The following is an 18,628-nucleotide window of genomic DNA, read 5'->3' on the forward strand; positions in this document are numbered from 1 at the left end:
GTGCCCCTGGCACCTGCCGCCTCTCTTCCAAGCCTTATCAGCCTTGAGTTTGTCCCGCGATCTCCCACTTACTTTCGGTTGCTCCCGGCTTTTTCATTCTCAGTGGTCGGTTACACCTATATCCAGTTCACGCCGGAGGGCGTGGTCACCTTCGTCAACGATCTCTTCCTGGCGATCATGGGTTACCGCCGGGATGAGGTGCTGGGTCAGCACCACAGCGCGCTCTGCTTCCCCGAGGATGTCAAACGCCGCGAATACGAACAGCTGTGGCATGACTTGCGCAGCGGTGCATTTCGTAACGGGCGTTTCATTCGGCAGGCCAAGTCGGGCCAGGCTGTCTGGCTGGAGGCCACCTATTTCCCCATCCTTGTCGATGGCAAGGTCATCAGGGTGGCCAAGGTGGCTTCCAACGTGACTGAGCAGCAGTCGTCGCTGGAGCGGACCCAGGCCCTGCTGGCGGTGCTGGACAAGTCCCTTGCCGTCATCGACTTCCAGCCCGATGGCACCGTCATCACAGCCAACCAGAACTTCCTCAACTGCTTCGGCTACCGGCTGGACGAGGTGGTGGGCAAATCCCACCGCCTCTTCTGCGATGAAGCTTTCTACCAGAATAATCCCAACTTCTGGCGGGATCTGGGCTCGGGCAGCATCCAGTCCGGCCTCTTCATGCGCCTCGGCCGCCACGGTGAAAAGATCTGGCTGGAGGCCACCTACAACCCCATCTTCAACCACGAAGGCAAGGTGATCAAAATCATCAAGCTGGCGAGCGACATCACTGAACGGGTCGAGAAATCCATCTCGGTACGCGAGGCGGCACAAAAGGCCTGCGCCATCGCAGGTGAAACCGTGTCGAGCGCCGCCAAGGGACGCGAGGTGATCGACAAGGTGCTGGAGACCTCGTCCCACATCAACAGTTCGGTCAACGAGGTGACCCGGCAGATTGAAAATCTCAATCTGCAGTCGAAGAACATAGAGTCCATCATCTCCACCATCAGTGGCATAGCGGATCAGACCAATCTGCTGGCGCTCAATGCCGCCATAGAGGCGGCCCGGGCCGGCGAGCAGGGGCGCGGCTTTGCCGTGGTGGCGGACGAAGTGCGGCAACTGGCCGCCAGAACCTCCACCTCCACGGGGGAAATCGTCTCCGTCATCAAGCTCAACTCCGACATCACCTCCAGGATCACCCAGACCGTCTCCGTGGTCTCCGACAAGGCGATGGCGGGACAGGAGCAGGCCAGCATCATAGCCACCGTCATCAAGGAGATCATCGAAGATGCCAACTCGGTCTCCGACACCGTCAAGGGTCTCTCCATCTGACTCGGGGTGAAGGGGCGCACCAATGAAACAAGCGACGGCCCAGTCCGTCGCTTGTTTCATTCTGACCATGTGCAAGCGCGGCCAGCCTTGCAGCCTGCCGTGATGTGAAGGAAATAAATGCGAGGGGCAAAAAGGAGTGGCAGCGGAGATGGCGGGCAGGAAGCTGGGCGTCATCAAGATTGCACGAAGCACGGGCATAGCCCGGCCATCAGGCCTCGCCCATATAGCGGCGAGCCTCCTCATCGGCCAGAACCAGGGCCGTTTCCCACAGCTCGGCGATCAAGAGTCCTTCCTCTCCCACGGCCGCTTCCTCCAAAGCCTCCAGCGCCCTGGCATCGGCCAGGGTAAAGGGATTGTGCGCCAGCAGGGCCTGCGCCCTGGTCAATAACATCATGCCGTTCATCTGTGAGCTCCCGGATCCTGCCTGACCTGTCTGTGCAGACTGTAGCCGATAAGCCGCTCGGCGCCAGCCAGGCTGCCAGCGCTTCCCGGTCGCGCAGGACAAATCAGCTGTCGGCAATGACAGGCGCGCGAACCTTGCGCCGCGCGGGCAGTTGCCCCACCACTATGCCGAGCAGCACGGCGCCACAGGCGAGCCACTGCAGCGATGTCAAGGTTTCCCCCAACAGCAGATAAGCCAGCAACAGGGTAAAGACAGGAATGAGGTTCACATAGGCCGCCGCCAGCGTGACCTTGACCTGGGTCACAGACCAGTTGTAGAGCAGGTAAGCCCCGAGCGTCACGAAGGTACCGAGGAAGACGATGACCGCCATGTCCTGCCAGGCCCAGGCCGTTGGCCAGGGCTCGCTGACGGCGAAGGGGGCAAAGAAGAGGGTGCCAACAAAGGCCTGCAGGGCGGTCAGGGTGAGCACGCTGTAGCGACTGGAGAGCTTCTTGAATACCACCGAATAGGTGGCGGCACAGAACATGGCAGCCATCTCCAGGCTGTTGCCGAGCAGGGCGTTGGGGGCAAACTCGTCCACCCCGCCGCCCAGCCCCAACAGGGCGATGCCGAAGATGGCGATGGCAAACCCGAGCCACTGGCGGCGACTCACCCGTTCCCTGAGCAGCACGAAGGCCACCAGGGCCACGATGAGCGGCAACAAGGCGCAGACCATGCCCGCCTGACCGGCGCTGGTGTAACGCAGGGCATTGACCTCCAGCAGGAAATAAAGGCAGGGCTCCAGCCCCCCCATCAGGGCCAGCCAGCGCCAATCCCCCTTTTTATAGGTGAAATTGCCCAGATAGCGGTAGCAGAGCAGCCAGCAGAGCGCGGCCACGCTCATGCGCATGAAGAGCACTTGGCCGAAGCCCCAGATCCCCAGCACGTGCTTGAGCGCGATGAAGGAGCTGGACCAGAGCAGCATCGCCAGGGTGAGGGTAAAGATAGGTAAAGGGCGCACATTTCCTCCATGAAATTGGCCATTTGAATAATAACCATGCGGCCTTGCGGTTGTTTAAAGGCACCTAAAATCAGATAATACCGCCGCCCTCAAACCGGATAACCAACCTTCAATGACTGAGTACCTGCTTTTATTGGTCGGCACTGTGCTGATTAACAACTTCGTGCTGGTGAAGTTTCTCGGCCTGTGCCCCTTCATGGGCGTCTCTGGCAAGCTGGAGACCGCCATCGGCATGGGGCTGGCCACCACCTTCGTGATGACGCTGGCCAGCGCCTGTTCCTATCTGATGGAACACTATATCCTGATCCCGTTGAACATCGCCTACCTGCGCACGCTCGCCTTCATTCTTGTGATCGCCGTCGTGGTTCAGTTCACCGAGATGGTTATCCGCAAGAGCAGCCCGACCCTCTATCGCCTGCTGGGCATCTTCCTGCCGCTCATCACCACCAACTGTGCCGTGCTGGGGGTGGCGCTGCTGAGCATCAACGAGCGTCACAACTTCATCCAGAGCATCATCTACGGCTTCGGGGCTGCCTGTGGCTTCTCGCTGGTGCTGATCCTGTTTGCCGCCATGCGTGAGCGCCTGGTGGCGGCCGACGTCCCCACTCCGTTTCGCGGCGTCTCCATCGCCATGATCACCGCCGGCCTGATGTCGCTGGCCTTTATGGGCTTTACCGGCCTCATCAAGATATAGCGCTATGACTCACATACTCTTTGCCGTTCTGGTGTTGGCTCTGCTGGCCCTGGCCTTCGGCATCATTCTGGGCTTTGCCGCCGTCAAGTTTCATGTGGAAGCCGATCCCATCGTCGATCAGCTCGATGCCCTGTTGCCACAGACCCAGTGCGGCCAGTGCGGCTACCCGGGTTGCAAGCCTTATGCCGAGGCCCTGGCCAACGGCGATCAGATCAACAAGTGTGTGCCCGGTGGCGATGCCACCATGCGCAAGATTGCCGACCTCATGGGGGTAGAGCCCCAGCCGCTGGGCGGTGGCGAAGCCGCCGTCCCGGTAAAGAGAGTCGCCTTCATCCATGAAGATCAATGCATCGGCTGCACCAAGTGCATCCAGGCCTGTCCGGTCGATGCCATCGTCGGTGCCACCAAGGCGATGCACACCGTGATCAAAGACGAGTGCACCGGCTGCGATCTCTGTGTCGATCCCTGCCCAACCGACTGTATCGAAATGATCCCTGTGCCGACCACGGTCGACAACTGGAAGTGGGATCTGGCCAGCGTCGCCATTCCGGTCAAGATAGTGGAATAAACAGCGGAGTAACCATGCAGTCCTTACTCGAACGCATCAAAGCCGGCACCCTGTGGGATTTTCACGGCGGCATTCATCCTCCCGAAAACAAAGATCAATCCAGTCTGACCCCTGTGGTGGACGCGGGCCTGCCGCCCCAGCTCATCATACCGGTACGCCAGCACGCGGGCCCGGCCGGCGATCTGCTGGTGCAGGTCGGCGACAAGGTCAAGAAGGGTCAGCCGCTGACCCGCTACGACAAGGGTCGCATAGTGCCGGTGCACGCCTCCACCTCGGGCACCATCACCGCCATCGGCCACCACACGGTAGCGCACCCCTCCGGCCTCGATGATCTCTGCATCACCCTCACCCCGGATGGGGAAGATGACTGGGGTGAGCGCCAGGGCCGCAGCGACTACTGGAACCTGGAGCGGGGCGAGCTGCTGGAACGCATCCAGCAGGCGGGCATCGCGGGCCTCGGCGGCGCCGTGTTCCCGACCCACAGCAAGCTGGACGGTCGCGGTCAGCTGACCGAGATCCTGATCGTCAACGGACTGGAGTGCGAGCCCTACATCAGCACCGACGATCGGCTGATGCAGGAGTATGCCGACGAGATCATGGACGGCATCCGGGTGCTCAAGCACCTGCTCAAGCCCAAGCTGACCCTGATCGGGGTGGAAGACAACAAGCCGGCCGCCATCGGCGAGCTGACCCGTCACGCCACCGACGAGGACGTGCTGGTCAAGACGGTGCCGACCAAGTACCCCTCGGGCGGCGCCAAGCAGACCATAGAGCTGCTCACCGGCCGTCAGGTCCCCAAGGGGGGCCGCGCCGTGGACATGGGCATCATGGTGCTCAACGTGGCCACAGTGTTTGCCATCAAGCGCGCCATCATAGACGGCGAGCCGCTCATCTCCCGCATCGTCACCCTCACCGGCGACGCCTTCAAGAAACCGGGCAACGCCTGGGTGCTGCTGGGTACCCCGGTGCGCTGGTTGCTGCAGCGTTTCGAGCTGCAGCCCGAGGCGGATCAGCGGGTGATCATGGGCGGCCCCATGATGGGCTTCACCCTGCCCCATGCCATGGTGCCCGTGGTCAAGGCCACCAACTGCCTGCTCTCCCCCACCCGGGCCGAGTTGCCGCCGCCCGGCCCGGAGCAGGCCTGCATTCGCTGCAGCGCCTGCGCCGACGCCTGCCCGGCCAACCTGCTGCCCCAGGAGCTCTACTGGTACAGCCGGGCCAAGGAGTACGACAAGGCCGACGGGCTCAGCCTGTTCGACTGCATCGAGTGCGGTGCCTGCGCCTGGGTCTGCCCAAGCGAGATCCCCCTGGTGCAGTACTACAAGATTGCCAAGGATGACATCCGCGAGGCCCGTGCCGAGGCCGAGAAGGCCGAGCGTGCAAAGCAGCGTTTCGAGGCCAAGCAGGCCCGCTTCGAGCGGGAAAAAGCGGCCCGCGAGGCTCGCCACGCCGAGGCTGCGGCCCAGCGCCGCCAGGCCATGACGGCCGCCGGTGGCGAAGATCCGGTCGCCGCAGCTCTGGCCCGCATCAAGGCCAAGCAGGACGCTGCGCCGGTCGGCGCCAGCGAGCTCGCGCCGGACAACAGCGCCATGATTGCCGCCCGCGAGGCGCGCAAGCAGGAGGCCATCGCCCGCCGCGCCGCCAAGGCTGTCAGCGGTGATGAGCCCGCCGATGTTGCACCCACACCCGCGGAACAGGATCCGAAAAAAGCGGCCATAGCTGCTGCCTTGGCCCGAGCCAAGGCCAAGAAGGCGGCGCAAACAGCCCCTGGCGAAGCAACGGCTGACACATCGGCCGCAGCGGCGGCACCTGTGACGGAAGCGGCGCCCAGCGCCGAGGTCGATCCCAAAAAGGCAGCCATTGCCGCCGCCATCGCCCGTGCCAAGGCCAAAAAGGCGGCGCACGCGGCGGATGACAAGGTCGCCGAGCCCGAGACTACCGCTGTCGAAGCCGAGCCAGCCATCGGATCCGCCCCGGCTGCCGCCGAAGTCGACCCCAAAAAGGCAGCCATTGCCGCCGCCATCGCCCGTGCCAAGGCCAAAAAGGCGGCGCACGCGGCGGATGACAAGGTCGCCGACCCCGAGACTACCGCTGTCGAAGCCGAGCCGGTCGTCGGATCCGCCCCGGCAGCCGCCGAGGTCGACCCCAAAAAGGCAGCCATTGCCGCCGCCATCGCCCGTGCCAAGGCCAAAAAGGCGGCGCACGCGGCGGATGACAAGGTCGCCGAGCCCGAGACTACCGCTGTCGAAGCCGAGCCGGTCGTCGGATCCGCCCCGGCAGCCGCCGAGGTCGACCCCAAAAAGGCAGCCATTGCCGCCGCCATTGCCCGTGCCAAAGCCAAAAAGGCAGCGCAAGCAACAGCGGATGGAAACATCGCAGAACCTGACGCCGGTGTCGTCGCTGACGCGGATGCCCGGCAGAGCACAGAACCGGTACAAGTCGTTGCCGACGCCGACCCCAAGAAAGCAGCCATTGCCGCCGCCGTGGCCCGCGCCAAGGCCCGGAAACTGGCGGCCGAGGCGGCTGCCCAGGCTTCCCCTTCTCCATCGACTGACAAGAGCCACTGATCCATGTTCAATATCGCGAGTGCGCCGTTTGCCCATAACCGCAAACAGACCCAGACCCTGATGTTGCTGGTGATCCTGGCATGTCTGCCCGGTTTTCTGGCGCAGACCTGGTTCTTCGGCTGGGGCACCCTGATCCAGATCCTGCTGGCGCTGGTGACGGCGCTGGGTGCAGAGGCCTTGGTACTCAAGTTGCGCCACCGACCCATCAAACCCGCCCTGATGGATGGCAGCGCGGCGCTGACCGCCGTGCTGATCGGCCTCTCCCTGCCGCCCCTGCTGCCCTGGTGGATGCTGGTACTCGGCACCGCCTTTGCCATCATCATCGCCAAGCACCTCTACGGCGGGCTGGGTCAGAACCTGTTCAACCCGGCCATGGTGGCCTATGTGCTGCTGCTGGTCTCCTTCCCGGTACAGATGACCAGCTGGCTGCCGCCGTCGAGCATAGCCGCCTATGACATCGGCTTTGGCGATGCGGCGTCCGTCATCTTCACCGGCTTCAGCCTGGACGGCTACAGCATGGCGCAGCTCAAGCAGGGGGTGGATGGCCTCACCATGGCCACACCGCTCGATACCCTGAAAACAGGGCTGACCCAGGGGCTCACCGCCGGCGAGGTGATGACCCACGCCGTGTTCGAGGGCTGGGGCGGCATAGGCTGGAGCTGGGTCAACCTCGGTTACCTGCTCGGCGGCCTGTTCCTGCTGCAACAGAAGGTGATCAACTGGCGCATTCCGGGAGCCATCCTGGGCGCCTTGCTGCTGGCAGCCACCCTGGGTTATCTGATGACGCCGGATGCCACCGCCACCCCCATGTTCCACCTGTTCAGCGGCGCCACCATGCTGGGGGCCTTCTTCATCGCCACCGATCCGGTGAGTGCCAGCACCACACCCCGTGGCCGTCTGGTCTATGGCGTACTGATCGGCGTGCTGGTCTACCTCATCCGCCGCTTTGGCGGCTACCCGGATGCCTTCGCCTTCGCCGTGCTGCTGGCCAACTTGTGTGTACCGCTGATCGACAGCCTGACACGTCCCAAGGTCTATGGAGCACGCCGCAAATGACCCCAGCGCACACCTCACTCTCAGGAAAGATTCAATGTTAAAGAGCATGCGCAAGAACGGTGTCACCCTGGCGCTGTTTGCCCTGGCCTGCACCGCCGTCGTGGTGCTGACCAATGAGCTGACCCGCGACAGGATCGCCCATCAGCAGCAGCTGGAGAAGCTGCGCACCCTCTCGGCCCTGTTGCCGGAAGGGAGCTATGACAATGATCTGGTGGCCAGCTGCAAGCGGGTGCAGAGCAAGACCTATCTGGGCAGCGATCAGGCCATGCCGCTCTACACAGCGACCCTGCAGGGCGAGACCACAGGCTATGCGCTGGAAACCGTGGCCCCCGACGGCTACAGTGGGGCCATCCGCCTCATCGTCGGCACAGATGCCAAGGGCAACGTCAGTGCGGTGCGGGTGCTGGCCCACAATGAGACGCCGGGCCTGGGTGACAAGATAGAGTTGAAGAAATCGAGCTGGATCAACAGTTTTGTCGGCAAGTTCCTCAACCGCGACAACGAGGCCAACTGGGCGGTGAAGAAGGACGGTGGTGAATTCGATGCCTTCACCGGCGCCACCATCACCCCCCGTGCCGTGGTCAAGGCGGTGAAGAACCTGCTGCTGTTGCAGCAGGAACACCCTGAATTGCTGCGGGATGCCCCCTCCTGTGACGCCACCCCATAACGCCGGAGCACAAGCCATGGAACAAGTTGATGTGATTGACGGCCAGAGCCTCGCCAACGAAGGCAATGGCCGCCGCGAAGAGCTCAAGGAGCTGATGCTACAGGGGCTGTGGAAGAACAACCCCTCCCTGGTACAGGTGCTGGGGCTCTGCCCCACCCTGGCGGTCTCCTCCACCTTCACCAATGCGCTGGGGCTGGGATTGGCCACCATGGTGGTGCTGGTCAGCTCCAACCTCGCCATCTCCCTGGTGCGCAACCTGGTGCCCAAGGATATCCGCATCCCGGTCTACGTGATGATCATCGCCGCCCTGGTGACCAGCGTGCAGCTGTTGATGAACGCCTACACCTATGGCCTCTATCAGGCGCTCGGCATCTTCATCGCCCTGATCGTCACCAACTGCGTCATCATAGGCCGGGCCGAGGCCTATGCCTCCAAGAACCCGCCTCTGCTGGCGGCCCTCGACGGCTTCATGATGGGGCTGGGCTTCACCCTGGTGCTGCTGGTGCTCGGGGGGCTGCGCGAGATCATCGGCATGGGCACCCTGTTCGACGGCGCCGACCTGCTGCTGGGGGACTGGGCCAAGTCCTTGCGCATCGAGCTGTTCCACGCCGACGCCAGCCTGCTGCTGGCGATCCTGCCTCCCGGCGGCTTCATCGGGCTGGGCCTGATGATCGCCGGCAAGAACGCCATCAACGAGCGGCGGGGTCGCAAGCAGGCCGCCGAGAAGGCCCACTGCGCCGTGCCGGCGGCGGGTGCCCGCGCGACCCAGCTCTGAGCCAAGAGGGAGCCATGAACAACCAGAAACGCAGGCAGATCCTGGAGCGGCTGCGGGACGACAATCCCCACCCCACCACAGAGCTCAACTTCAAGACACCGTTCGAGCTGCTGATCGCCGTGCTGTTGTCGGCCCAGGCCACAGATGTGAGCGTCAACAAGGCCACCGACAAGCTCTATCCGGTGGCCAACACGCCCCAGGCCATGCTGGATCTGGGGGTGGACGGGGTGAAGCAGTACATCAAGACCATAGGCCTGTTCAACACCAAGGCCGAGAACGTCATTAAGACCTGCGCCATCCTGCTGGAGCGCCATGGCGGCGAGGTGCCGGAAAACCGCGAGGCGCTGGAAGCCCTGCCCGGCGTCGGTCGCAAAACCGCCAACGTGGTGCTCAATACCGCCTTCGGCTGGCCTACCATAGCCGTCGATACCCACATCTTTCGGGTGTCGAATCGCACCGGTTTCGCGGTGGGCAAGAACGTGGATCAGGTGGAAGAGAAACTGCTGAAGGTGGTGCCCGCCGAGTTCAAGCTGGATGTGCACCACTGGTTGATCCTGCACGGCCGTTACACCTGTCTGGCTCGCAAACCCCGCTGTGGTTCCTGTATCATCGAGGACCTTTGCGAGTACAAAGAGAAGATCTACCCGGAGAGCTAGGCAACCATTGCCTCCTCCTGCCTGATTACAGAATCGTGAATACCAAGGGGAGAATTAAGCCATGAGAATTCTGCACACCATGCTGCGCGTCGGCGATCTGCAACGCTCCATCGACTTCTACACCCGGGTGCTGGGGATGAAGCTGCTGCGCAAGAGCGAGAACAGCGAATACAAGTACACCCTGGCCTTCGTCGGTTACGGCGACGAGAAGGATGAGGCCGTTATCGAGCTCACCTACAACTGGGGCGTGAGCGAGTATGAGCTGGGATCGGCCTACGGCCACATCGCGCTGGAAGCGGACGACATCTATGGCACCTGCGATGCGCTGCGTGCCGCCGGCGCCAAGATCACCCGCGAGCCGGGCCCGGTCAAGGGTGGCAAGACGGTCATCGCCTTCGTGGAAGATCCGGATGGTTACAAGATTGAACTGATCGCCAAGAAAGATGCAGGCACAGGCCTGGGTGACAGCTTCTAAGGCATGGTCAGGACAAGATCCCCATAAAAAAGAGCGCCAAGGCGCTCTTTTTCATTGCATGATATCCGCCCATCAGATGGCGCCATTACGGCCCATGTTGATCACCACACGCCGGTTCCTGGCGCGGCCATCTTCGGTTTCGTTGGAGGCGACGTGCTGCTTCTCGCCATGCCCCTCGACCGAGACCTTGCCGGGTTCGATGCCCAGATCCACAAACACCTTCTTGATGGCATCGGCCCGTTTCTCGGAGAGTTTCTGGTTCGGCCAGCGACCACCATAGCTGTCGCTGTAGGCGTCGATCACCACCACATCGATACTCTTGTCGACCTTCACATACTCGCCGATCATCGCCAGCCGCCGTTTGGAAGCGAGCGACAGCTGGTCGCTGTTCTTGTCATAGGTGAGCACGCTGAAGGCGATGTCGTTGAAGCTGTATGGCAGCAGGCCGTTCAGGCAATCCACGAAAGCCTGATACTTGACCCGGAAGTTGACCGAGGAGAGCGACACCCGCACCGGCCGGTTCTGGCGATACCAGTCGCGGTACTGGAAGGTCGGCATGCGCCCCCCCTCCAGCTCGTCCAGCATGGTCCAGGCGGTCTGTCCCTCCACCAGGCCATCGAACTGCTGGTAGAAACGCAGCTGGCTCACTTCCCGTCCGGCGATGCCGGGGCGCCAGACTGGCGGCATGATCCCCAGACTGACCGTCTGGGTCTGGGCCTGCTGGCGCAGCCCCTTGAGTTCGAAATCCAGATTGATCTTGCGGCCGGCCCGGCTGACGAAGGCCCCCGTACCCCAGTTGGGAATAGGGTGTTCGAGGCGACACTCCACTTGCGTGTCCGAGGTCAGGCGCCAGACGGATTGATCCAGGCCGGCACCAAACTCGGTGACGCCCGCCTGTAACTGCATACTCACGGATATGCTGACCAACCCTAACATCCAAGCGTTCAACTGCCTGCCCTCCACACGATCTCAGGTTAGGTATCGGCAAGGGCAGGACAAGCTTTAGGGCAAACCACTCAGTGGGGTGCAGGACGCTCCATCAGCTTGAAACTGGCGATGCGGCCCGCCAGCTCGCGAGCCAGCAGATCCAGCTCGGCGCTGTTCTGCTGCAAGGTTTCCGAGTGCAGGCGATGGGCCTCGTACACCTCGCGTATGGTCATCACGTTGTGCTGTATGTCGTCGGTGACGTAGCGCTGCTCCTCGGTGGCCGTCGCCACCTGGGCCGTCATGTCGCTCACCTTGCGCACCTCGTTGACTATGTCGGTCAGCTCACTGCCCGCCCGCTTGGCCTCGGTCACGCTCAGGCCCGCCTGCTCTGTGCCCAGGTGCATGGCGGTGACCGCCTGATTGGCGCCCTGGCGCAAACGGACCAGCATACGCGCTATGTCATCCGCCGCCTGCTGGGTGCGGGAGGCGAGCGCCCTCACCTCTTCGGCCACCACCGCAAAACCGCGGCCTGACTCACCGGCACGGGCCGCTTCGATGGCGGCGTTGAGGGCCAGCAAATTGGTGCGATCCGAGATCTGCTTGATGAGGTTGAGCGCCTCGCCGACCGACTCGGTGTCCTGATGCAAGCTGTCCACCAGTTGCTGGGTATCGATCAGGGTGCCCGCCACCTGCTGGATGGCGTCTATGGTCTGATCCACCTCTTTATCACCCTGGCGGGCCCGGCCTATAGCCTGCTGGGTCGCCAGCGAGGTCTGGGTCGCGTTGCGCGCAATCTCGGCCACGGTGGAAGCCATCTCGGTGGCGGCGGTCGCCACCAGATCCACCTGACCAAAGCCCCTGACCACGCCGGCGTTGACCTCGGCAATCACGTCTGCCGACGCGGCGGCGCTGCGGGCCAGCACCTCGCAGGAGCGACGCACCGCCAGCAGCAGCCCTTCGAGATGCGCGAGGAAATGGTTCAGATCCCGTGCCAGCGCGCCCAGCTCATCACCGGATTGCCAGTTGACCCGCACCGTCAGGTCATTCTCCTGCACCAGCCGTTTGAAGGTCTGGTGCAGGGCCATGAAGCCCAGATGCAGATCCCGCACCACCCGCCAGCAGACGAAGGTGGTCAGCGCCACGCACAGCAAGACACCGATGGCCGCCCACCAGAAGTCACTGGCACTTTGGGCCCGCATCTGGCCGACCCGATCGGACAGCTGCTGGTAGAGGCGATCCTCACTCTCCTTGAGCAGGCCAATTTTGTCGGTGCTCAAGGCAAACCAGGCCTCGGCATCGACCCCGAAGCCCCCGGTGGCCGCCTTGTCCAGCGCCAGTTTTTCCATGGCCGCCACCTTGGCCACCACGGGAGAGGCCAGGCTGTCGGCCAGCAGCTGACGCTGGGACGGGCTGGCCACCGCCTGGAAGCGCTCGAGATAGGTATTCTGGGCCGCCAGCAGGGAGATGAATTGCTGCAACAGCGCGGGGGTGAAGCCGTCACGACCGAACACATTGCTCAGGGTCGCCCGCTCCAGCCCCATGCGCTCCTTGCTCTGCAAGAAGGCGGCATAGGCATTGGTCTGCAGCGCTATGTCGGCATCCTGGCTGTTGAGGCTGACCTGGTCCACCACGGCCAGCAGCTGACTGATGAGGCGGCTGTAGAAGCTGACCTGCTCCGCCACCTCGACCCCCAGCGCACTGACCCGCTCGCGCATGGCGACAAGCCCGGTCAGTGCCTGTTGCACCTCTCCCAGCGCCAGCAGGGCGGGCTCCTCGTGAAAACGTGCCAGCAGGGTATCGACCAGCTTGCGCTGGGCGGGCAGAGCATCGCGGAACTTGTTGCCACCGGAGCCCAAAAAGCCCGCCGACATGCCGCGCTCCTTTTGCAATTCGTGGGCCAGTTGCGCCGCCTCTCGCACCACCTCGAGCGCGGCCTGCGCCTGCGCCATCTCCTGCTCGACCCGATAACGCTCATACACGTATCGGCCGGAGAAAAACAGCAAGGCCAGCAGCGGCAGGCAAACCACCAGCAACATCTTGTGCGCCAATCCCAGCTTATTCATCGTCGCTCCCCATTCCATTGTTGAAGTGGTCAATTATAAGCCCGAGTGTCGATAATAGAATCAGACACCTGTCTCATGGCTGCGGATGAGGGACAAGGGCCGGCTTTTTTGCCATAATGCCGCCTCATTTCACGCCGACCGAGATACCATGACCGACGCTGTTCACACCCTCAAGGGCCGTTTTCGTGGCTTTTACCCCGTCGTCATCGATGTTGAAACCGCCGGGTTCAATGCCAGAACCGACGCCTTGCTGGAAATCGCCGCCTATACCCTCAAGATGGATGAGGATGGCTGGCTCCTGCCCGACCAGATCTTTCATTTTCACGTCGAGCCATTCGAAGGCGCCAACCTGGAGAAGGCGGCGCTGGAGTTTACCGGCATAGACCCCTTCAATCCGCTGCGCGGTGCCGTCAGCGAGAGAGAAGCGCTGACCGAGATCTTCAAGGGCATTCGCAAGGGGATGAAGGAGCACGACTGCGGCCGCGCCATCATAGTGGCCCACAACGCCACCTTCGATCACGGCTTCGTGATGGCCGCCGCCGAGCGCGCCGGCCTCAAGCGCAATCCGTTCCATCCGTTTGCCACCTTCGATACCGCAGCCCTCTCCGGCCTGGCACTGGGACAAACCGTGCTGGCCAAGGCGTGTCAGAGCGCCCGCATCCCGTTTGACAATAAAGAGGCGCACTCCGCCCTGTATGACACAGAACGCACTACCGAGCTGTTCTGTCATATCGTCAACCGCTGGAAGAGCCTGGGTGGCTGGCCACCGGCCCATCCGGACGAAGCCACCGCCGACGATGCGAGCGAATAACCGGTTTGAGCAATGAGCAAGAAGGCTGCCCTGGCAGCCTTCTTCTATTGGGTTGGCAGTATCAAGCTGGTTTGACCAGAATGGCGAAAACAGGCCCATACAAGGCCGTTTTTCATCCCCACGCCCGTCTTGCTCCCCCAGCCCAGCCGGGAATGCTGCCAACTGGCGTTTTGCCTGATTTTTTACTCGACATTTGTCACGTTTTTCGCAAACTAACGGCCTTTCACACGACAGACAGCAACACAATCTATAAGGAAATCAAATGAATCCTGTTGTTATCGCAGTTGCGCTGATGCTGGTGCTCAGCCTGCTGCGGATCAATGTGGTGGTCTCCCTCTCCATCGGCGCCATCGTCGGCGGCCTGATCGGCGGACTCTCACTGCAGGAGACCCTCAGCACCTTTACCGGTGGTCTGGGTGGCGGCGCCGAAATCGCCCTCTCCTATGCCATGCTGGGGGCCTTTGCGGTCGCCATCTCCCGCTCCGGGATCACCGACCTGCTGGCCCGCAAGGTGATCAGCCAGTTGGGCAAGGATGCCAGCAGCTCGCGCATCCTCTGGGTCAAGAGCCTGCTGCTCGGCGCCGTCCTTTGCGTATCCGTCGCCTCCCAGAACCTGATCCCGGTCCACATCGCCTTTATTCCCATCCTGATCCCGCCGCTGCTGCACGTCATGGCCAAGATGAATATCGACCGCCGTCAGGTGGCCTGCGTCATCACCTTCGGCCTGACCGCAACCTATATGCTGCTGCCGGTGGGCTTTGGTGGCATCTTCCTCAACAACATACTGGCCAAGAACCTGATCGACAACGGGGTGCCGGTCGAGCTTGGCCAGCTGCCGATGGCCATGGCAATCCCTGTGTTGGGGATGTTCGTTGGCCTGCTGGTCGCCGTGTTCATCAGCTACCGCAAACCGCGCCAGTATGACATGGACAAGATCCTGGCCGCCGAGCCCGAATCCGTCGAGCTCAATCTCAACCATATCTGGGTTGCCCTGCTGGCCATCGGCATCGCCCTCGGGCTGCAGCTGATGACCAACAGCATAGTGCTGGGTGCGTTGGCGGGCTTTGTCATCTTCACCTGTGGCGGTGTCATCAAGTTTCGCGAGAGCCAGGACGCCTTCACCCAGGGCGTGCGCATGATGTCCCTCATCGGCTTCATCATGATCTCAGCCGCTGGCTTCGCCGCCGTGATGAAGGCCACCCACGGGGTGGAGAGCCTGGTGCAATCCGTCTCTGCGGTGATCGGGGATCAAAAAGGCCTCGCCGCCTTCCTGATGCTGCTGGTCGGCCTCTTGATCACCATGGGGATTGGCTCCTCCTTCTCCACTGTGCCCATCATAGCCACCATCTATGTACCGCTGTGCATCCACCTCGGCTTCTCCCCCATGGCGACCATAGCCCTGGTTGGCGCCGCCGGTGCGCTGGGGGATGCGGGCTCCCCCGCCTCCGACTCGACGCTCGGCCCAACCTCCGGCCTCAACGCCGATGGCCAGCACGACCACATCTGGGACAGCGTGGTGCCCACCTTCATCCACTACAACATACCGCTCATCATCTTCGGCTGGATTGCCGCCATGGTGCTCTGAGCCCCCGGACAAGATAGATGCAGACACAAAAAGGCGACCTCAGGGTCGCCTTTTTGTTGTCCGTCATGTGCAACCCATCCTCCAACCTGAACTTGACACGGGAGCCCTGCTGGCAGGCATCACGACGCTGCACGTTTGGCTCGGGATCACTCCTCAGCTTCGACCCTGGCTGTCACCACCACTGCTGGCTTGTCCCAACACTGGTATTACAGACTGGAGGACAGAGGCAGGCGACAGGGCAAAGGTAAAAGGCAGAGGCAGAGGCAGAGGCAGAGGCAGAGGCAGAGGCAGAGGCAGAGGCAGAGGCAGAGGCAGAGGCAGAGGCAGAGGCAGAGGCAGAGGCAGAGGCAGAGGCAATATGCTGGCGCTCCCTGGCCAACACAATCCCGGCCTCTTGAGCTGAGCCAGTCCCCAGACCAGCCAAATGACAGGCAACAAAAAGGCCGCTCGATGAGCGGCCTTTTTATCAAGACTATCAGGACTTAGCTGTCGCGGCGCTTGTTGCCACCGAACTTGCGATCCTTGTTGAAGCCACCTTCACGGCGCTCCCCGCTCTTGTTGAACGGGCGGTCACCGCTGGGACGGCGATCCTTGTTGAAAGGACGATCGCTGCGCGGAGGACGGGGGGCAGTGTTGCTGCCAGCCGGCACTTCGGTGTAGCGGGTGATCATCAGCGGACGCTGACAAACACGGGCTTTCTTGATCACTTCCAGCACATCGGCGGTCATGCCCTTGGGCAGATCGACGGTGGAGAAGTCATCGGCAATATCGATGTTGCCGATGAAACGGCTCTCGATGTTCGCTTCGTTGGCGATGGCGCCCACGATCTGGCCCGGCTTGACACCGTGATGGGCACCCACGTCTACGCGGTAACGCTCCATCTCTACATCAGGATTGTCTTTCAGCGGACGCGGCTCGAGGGACGGCATGCGACGGGCAGGACGATCACCACGGTCGGCGAAGTCACGACCACCGTCACGGCGTTCGAAGTCACGGCCACCACGATCGTTGCTCGGGTTGAACTGCGGCTCTGGGATGGACTCATCCAGCAGCAGCGGTTGGTCACCCTGCACCAGCTTGGCCAGTGCGGCAGCCAGCTCCAGCGGATCGGCAGAATCTTCTTCGATCAGCTCGTTCACCAGGTTGTGGTAGATCTCAAGCTCTTCGCCCATCATGGTTTCCCGGATGCGCTCTTTGAACTTGGTCATGCGGTGCTGGTTGATGTCCTCGGTGCTCGGCATCTTCATCGGCTCGATGGCCTGACGAGTGGCGTGCTCGATGGCGCGCAGCATGCGGCGCTCACGGGGAGCAACAAACAGGATGGCCTCACCCTTGCGACCAGCACGGCCGGTACGGCCGATACGGTGTACGTAGGATTCGGTATCGTACGGAATGTCGTAGTTCACCACGTGAGTGATGCGCTCAACGTCCAGACCACGGGCGACGACGTCGGTGGCGATCAGGATGTCCAGCTGGCCTTGACGCAGCTTGTCGACGGTACGCTCACGCAGCTTCTGCGGGATGTCACCGTGCAGTGCTTCACAGGCGTGACCACGGGCGGCCAGTTTGCCAGCCAGCTCTTCAGCCGCGTTCTTGGTACGCACGAAGACCAGTACGGCTTCGTACGGCTCGACTTCCAGCAGACGGGTCATGGCGTCCAGCTTGTGCAGACCGGTTACCTGCCAGTAACGCTGGCGGATGGTCGGTGCAGTGGACGTCTTGGTGATGATCTTGATCTCTTTCGGCTGCTTCAGGTGCTTCTGGGCAACACGACGGATCTGGTCCGGCATGGTGGCAGAGAAGAGTGCAACCTGACGAGTGCTCGGGCACTGTTCCATGATCCAGTCCACGTCGTCGATGAAGCCCATACGCAGCATTTCATCGGCTTCGTCCAGAACCAGGGCTTTCAGGCCGGAGAGGTCCAGGTTCTTGCGACGGATCAGATCCATCACACGGCCAGGGGTACCCACGACAACCTGGGCACCACGGCGCAGGGCGCGGGTCTGGGTTTCGTAAGAGGAACCACCGTAGATGGGCAGGACATGGAAGTCCGGCATGTGCTTGGCGTAACGTTGGCACGCCTCGGCAACTTGCAGCGCCAGTTCACGGGTCGGTGCCAGCACCAAAACCTGGGTATTGCGGTTACCAGCTTCCAGACGAGACAACAGAGGCAAGGCAAAAGCAGCGGTCTTCCCTGTACCGGTTTGCGCCTGCCCCAGCAGATCGTGTCCCGCCATCAGGTGGGGAATTGCTGCGGCCTGGATCGGTGACGGGCGCTCATAGCCCACGTCCTGCAGCGCTTTCAATACAGGCGCGGCCAGTCCAAGCTCACTAAAAAGGGGCAGTTGTTCGGTATCAGACATAGATTCTTCCAGATTAAGGCAGGCGGCTAAGCACCGCGGAATAGCAAAAAGGCGGCGATTATAGCGCCACTTTGTTCTGCTGTCTTGAAAAATGTGATAAGCCTCTCAAGACGTTGGCAATTATAGAGGGATCTTGCGACTATGGCTTGCTTATTTTGCACTCATGGTGCGTTATTGCAGATCACTCCTCGCTGGAGTCCTTGCCCCGCTTGTGTTTGAGCACCGCCATGGTCAATCGACTGGTGCACAATAAACGCTCACGTTCGTCCCGAATTTCAATCTGCCACACCTGGGTCGTTGCCCCCAGATGCAGTGGCGAGCAACGCCCCGTCACCACCCCTTCCCGCTTGGCCCGCAGATGGTTGGCATTCACTTCCAGTCCCACGCAGTAGCTGTCCGTGCCCACCGCCATGTTGGCGGCCAGGGATCCCAGCGTCTCTGCCAGCACCACGGACGCACCGCCGTGCAGCATGCCAAGGGGCTGATGGGTGCGGTGATCCACCGGCATGGTGGCCGCCAGCCAGTCAGGGCCAAAAGCGGTGTAAACGATGTCCAGGTGGGCCATCAGGGTGTTGCGGGAACTGGCATTGAGCCCCTCCAGGCTCATGGGCTTGCGCCAGATGGCGCTATTCTCTTGACTCATGGCGAGCAGACTCCTTGTGTGATCAACGGGTTATACATGAGCAGTGTCGGCGAAAAAG

17 protein-coding genes are annotated in these 18,628 nt (G+C 62.1%); 11 read left to right on the forward strand and 6 right to left on the reverse strand.

Features of this window, described 5'->3' with window-relative positions:
* Nucleotides 1–102 precede the first annotated feature (102 nt).
* Complete coding sequence (locus ACM3N8_RS16455) at nucleotides 103–1,317, forward strand: methyl-accepting chemotaxis protein (RefSeq protein ID WP_416016370.1); 1,215 nt, start codon at nucleotides 103–105, stop codon at nucleotides 1,315–1,317.
* Nucleotides 1,318–1,525: 208 nt separating this feature from the next.
* Here the strand turns inward: ACM3N8_RS16455 and ACM3N8_RS16460 are convergent, their stop codons facing one another.
* Both ACM3N8_RS16460 and ACM3N8_RS16465 read right to left on the reverse strand, forming a co-directional pair.
* Nucleotides 1,526–1,720: a hypothetical protein gene (locus tag ACM3N8_RS16460; protein ID WP_043141260.1), complete on the reverse strand. Its 195-nt coding sequence runs from the start codon at nucleotides 1,718–1,720 to the stop codon at nucleotides 1,526–1,528.
* 103 nt (nucleotides 1,721–1,823) lie between these two features.
* Nucleotides 1,824–2,720: a DMT family transporter gene (locus tag ACM3N8_RS16465; protein ID WP_416016371.1), complete on the reverse strand. Its 897-nt coding sequence runs from the start codon at nucleotides 2,718–2,720 to the stop codon at nucleotides 1,824–1,826.
* 112 nt (nucleotides 2,721–2,832) lie between these two features.
* Between ACM3N8_RS16465 and rsxA the strand changes: the two genes are divergently transcribed.
* The 8 genes from rsxA to gloA all read left to right on the forward strand — a co-directional run bounded on the left by rsxA (nucleotide 2,833) and on the right by gloA (nucleotide 10,178).
* Nucleotides 2,833–3,414, forward strand: coding sequence for an electron transport complex subunit RsxA (rsxA, locus tag ACM3N8_RS16470; protein ID WP_042869638.1), 582 nt, complete (start codon nucleotides 2,833–2,835; stop codon nucleotides 3,412–3,414).
* A 4-nt stretch (nucleotides 3,415–3,418) separates the two neighbouring features.
* Complete coding sequence (gene rsxB, locus ACM3N8_RS16475; RefSeq protein WP_043141265.1) at nucleotides 3,419–3,982, forward strand: electron transport complex subunit RsxB; 564 nt, start codon at nucleotides 3,419–3,421, stop codon at nucleotides 3,980–3,982.
* 14 nt (nucleotides 3,983–3,996) lie between these two features.
* Nucleotides 3,997–6,549 (forward strand): electron transport complex subunit RsxC, encoded by a 2,553-nt coding sequence (gene rsxC, locus ACM3N8_RS16480; protein ID WP_416016372.1) that lies wholly within the window; start codon nucleotides 3,997–3,999, stop codon nucleotides 6,547–6,549.
* A gap of 3 nt (nucleotides 6,550–6,552) precedes the next feature.
* On the forward strand, nucleotides 6,553–7,605 hold the full coding sequence (gene rsxD / locus ACM3N8_RS16485) for an electron transport complex subunit RsxD (protein ID WP_043556435.1): 1,053 nt from the start codon (nucleotides 6,553–6,555) through the stop codon (nucleotides 7,603–7,605).
* 34 nt (nucleotides 7,606–7,639) lie between these two features.
* The gene (rsxG, locus tag ACM3N8_RS16490) at nucleotides 7,640–8,272 is read left to right on the forward strand and encodes an electron transport complex subunit RsxG (protein WP_043556436.1); all 633 of its coding nucleotides are present in this window, start codon (nucleotides 7,640–7,642) and stop codon (nucleotides 8,270–8,272) included.
* Nucleotides 8,273–8,288: 16 nt separating this feature from the next.
* Nucleotides 8,289–9,047, forward strand: coding sequence for an electron transport complex subunit E (locus ACM3N8_RS16495; RefSeq protein WP_290019222.1), 759 nt, complete (start codon nucleotides 8,289–8,291; stop codon nucleotides 9,045–9,047).
* A gap of 14 nt (nucleotides 9,048–9,061) precedes the next feature.
* On the forward strand, nucleotides 9,062–9,703 hold the full coding sequence (nth, locus tag ACM3N8_RS16500; protein WP_103470518.1) for an endonuclease III: 642 nt from the start codon (nucleotides 9,062–9,064) through the stop codon (nucleotides 9,701–9,703).
* Nucleotides 9,704–9,764: 61 nt separating this feature from the next.
* The gene (gene gloA / locus ACM3N8_RS16505) at nucleotides 9,765–10,178 is read left to right on the forward strand and encodes a lactoylglutathione lyase (RefSeq protein ID WP_042869625.1); all 414 of its coding nucleotides are present in this window, start codon (nucleotides 9,765–9,767) and stop codon (nucleotides 10,176–10,178) included.
* A gap of 72 nt (nucleotides 10,179–10,250) precedes the next feature.
* On the opposite strand, the gene ACM3N8_RS16510 is transcribed toward gloA, so the two are convergent.
* Both ACM3N8_RS16510 and ACM3N8_RS16515 read right to left on the reverse strand, forming a co-directional pair.
* A complete protein-coding gene (locus ACM3N8_RS16510; protein WP_043141282.1) occupies nucleotides 10,251–11,126 on the reverse strand; it encodes a flagellar protein MotY in 876 nt (291 codons plus the stop codon).
* Nucleotides 11,127–11,194: 68 nt separating this feature from the next.
* Entirely contained in the window at nucleotides 11,195–13,168 is a 1,974-nt protein-coding gene (locus ACM3N8_RS16515) for a methyl-accepting chemotaxis protein (protein WP_416016373.1), read from the reverse strand.
* Between the two features lie 148 nt (nucleotides 13,169–13,316).
* On the opposite strand from ACM3N8_RS16515, the gene rnt reads away from it, so the two are divergent.
* Nucleotides 13,317–13,979 carry a ribonuclease T gene (gene rnt, locus ACM3N8_RS16520; protein ID WP_181003508.1) on the forward strand — a complete coding sequence of 221 codons (663 nt, stop codon included), beginning with the start codon at nucleotides 13,317–13,319 and terminating at the stop codon, nucleotides 13,977–13,979.
* 262 nt (nucleotides 13,980–14,241) lie between these two features.
* The gene (locus ACM3N8_RS16525; protein ID WP_416016374.1) at nucleotides 14,242–15,564 is read left to right on the forward strand and encodes a Na+/H+ antiporter family protein; all 1,323 of its coding nucleotides are present in this window, start codon (nucleotides 14,242–14,244) and stop codon (nucleotides 15,562–15,564) included.
* A 482-nt stretch (nucleotides 15,565–16,046) separates the two neighbouring features.
* Here ACM3N8_RS16525 and ACM3N8_RS16530 read toward each other — a convergent pair whose 3' ends face one another.
* Together ACM3N8_RS16530 and ACM3N8_RS16535 are read right to left on the reverse strand one after the other, a co-directional pair.
* The gene (locus tag ACM3N8_RS16530; RefSeq protein WP_043139456.1) at nucleotides 16,047–17,927 is read right to left on the reverse strand and encodes a DEAD/DEAH box helicase; all 1,881 of its coding nucleotides are present in this window, start codon (nucleotides 17,925–17,927) and stop codon (nucleotides 16,047–16,049) included.
* 181 nt (nucleotides 17,928–18,108) lie between these two features.
* Nucleotides 18,109–18,570: a hotdog fold thioesterase gene (locus tag ACM3N8_RS16535; protein WP_416016375.1), complete on the reverse strand. Its 462-nt coding sequence runs from the start codon at nucleotides 18,568–18,570 to the stop codon at nucleotides 18,109–18,111.
* Between the last annotated feature and the right edge of the window lie 58 nt (nucleotides 18,571–18,628).

The organism is Aeromonas sp. A04 (genome assembly GCF_047780465.1).
GTDB lineage: Bacteria > Pseudomonadota > Gammaproteobacteria > Enterobacterales > Aeromonadaceae > Aeromonas > Aeromonas bestiarum.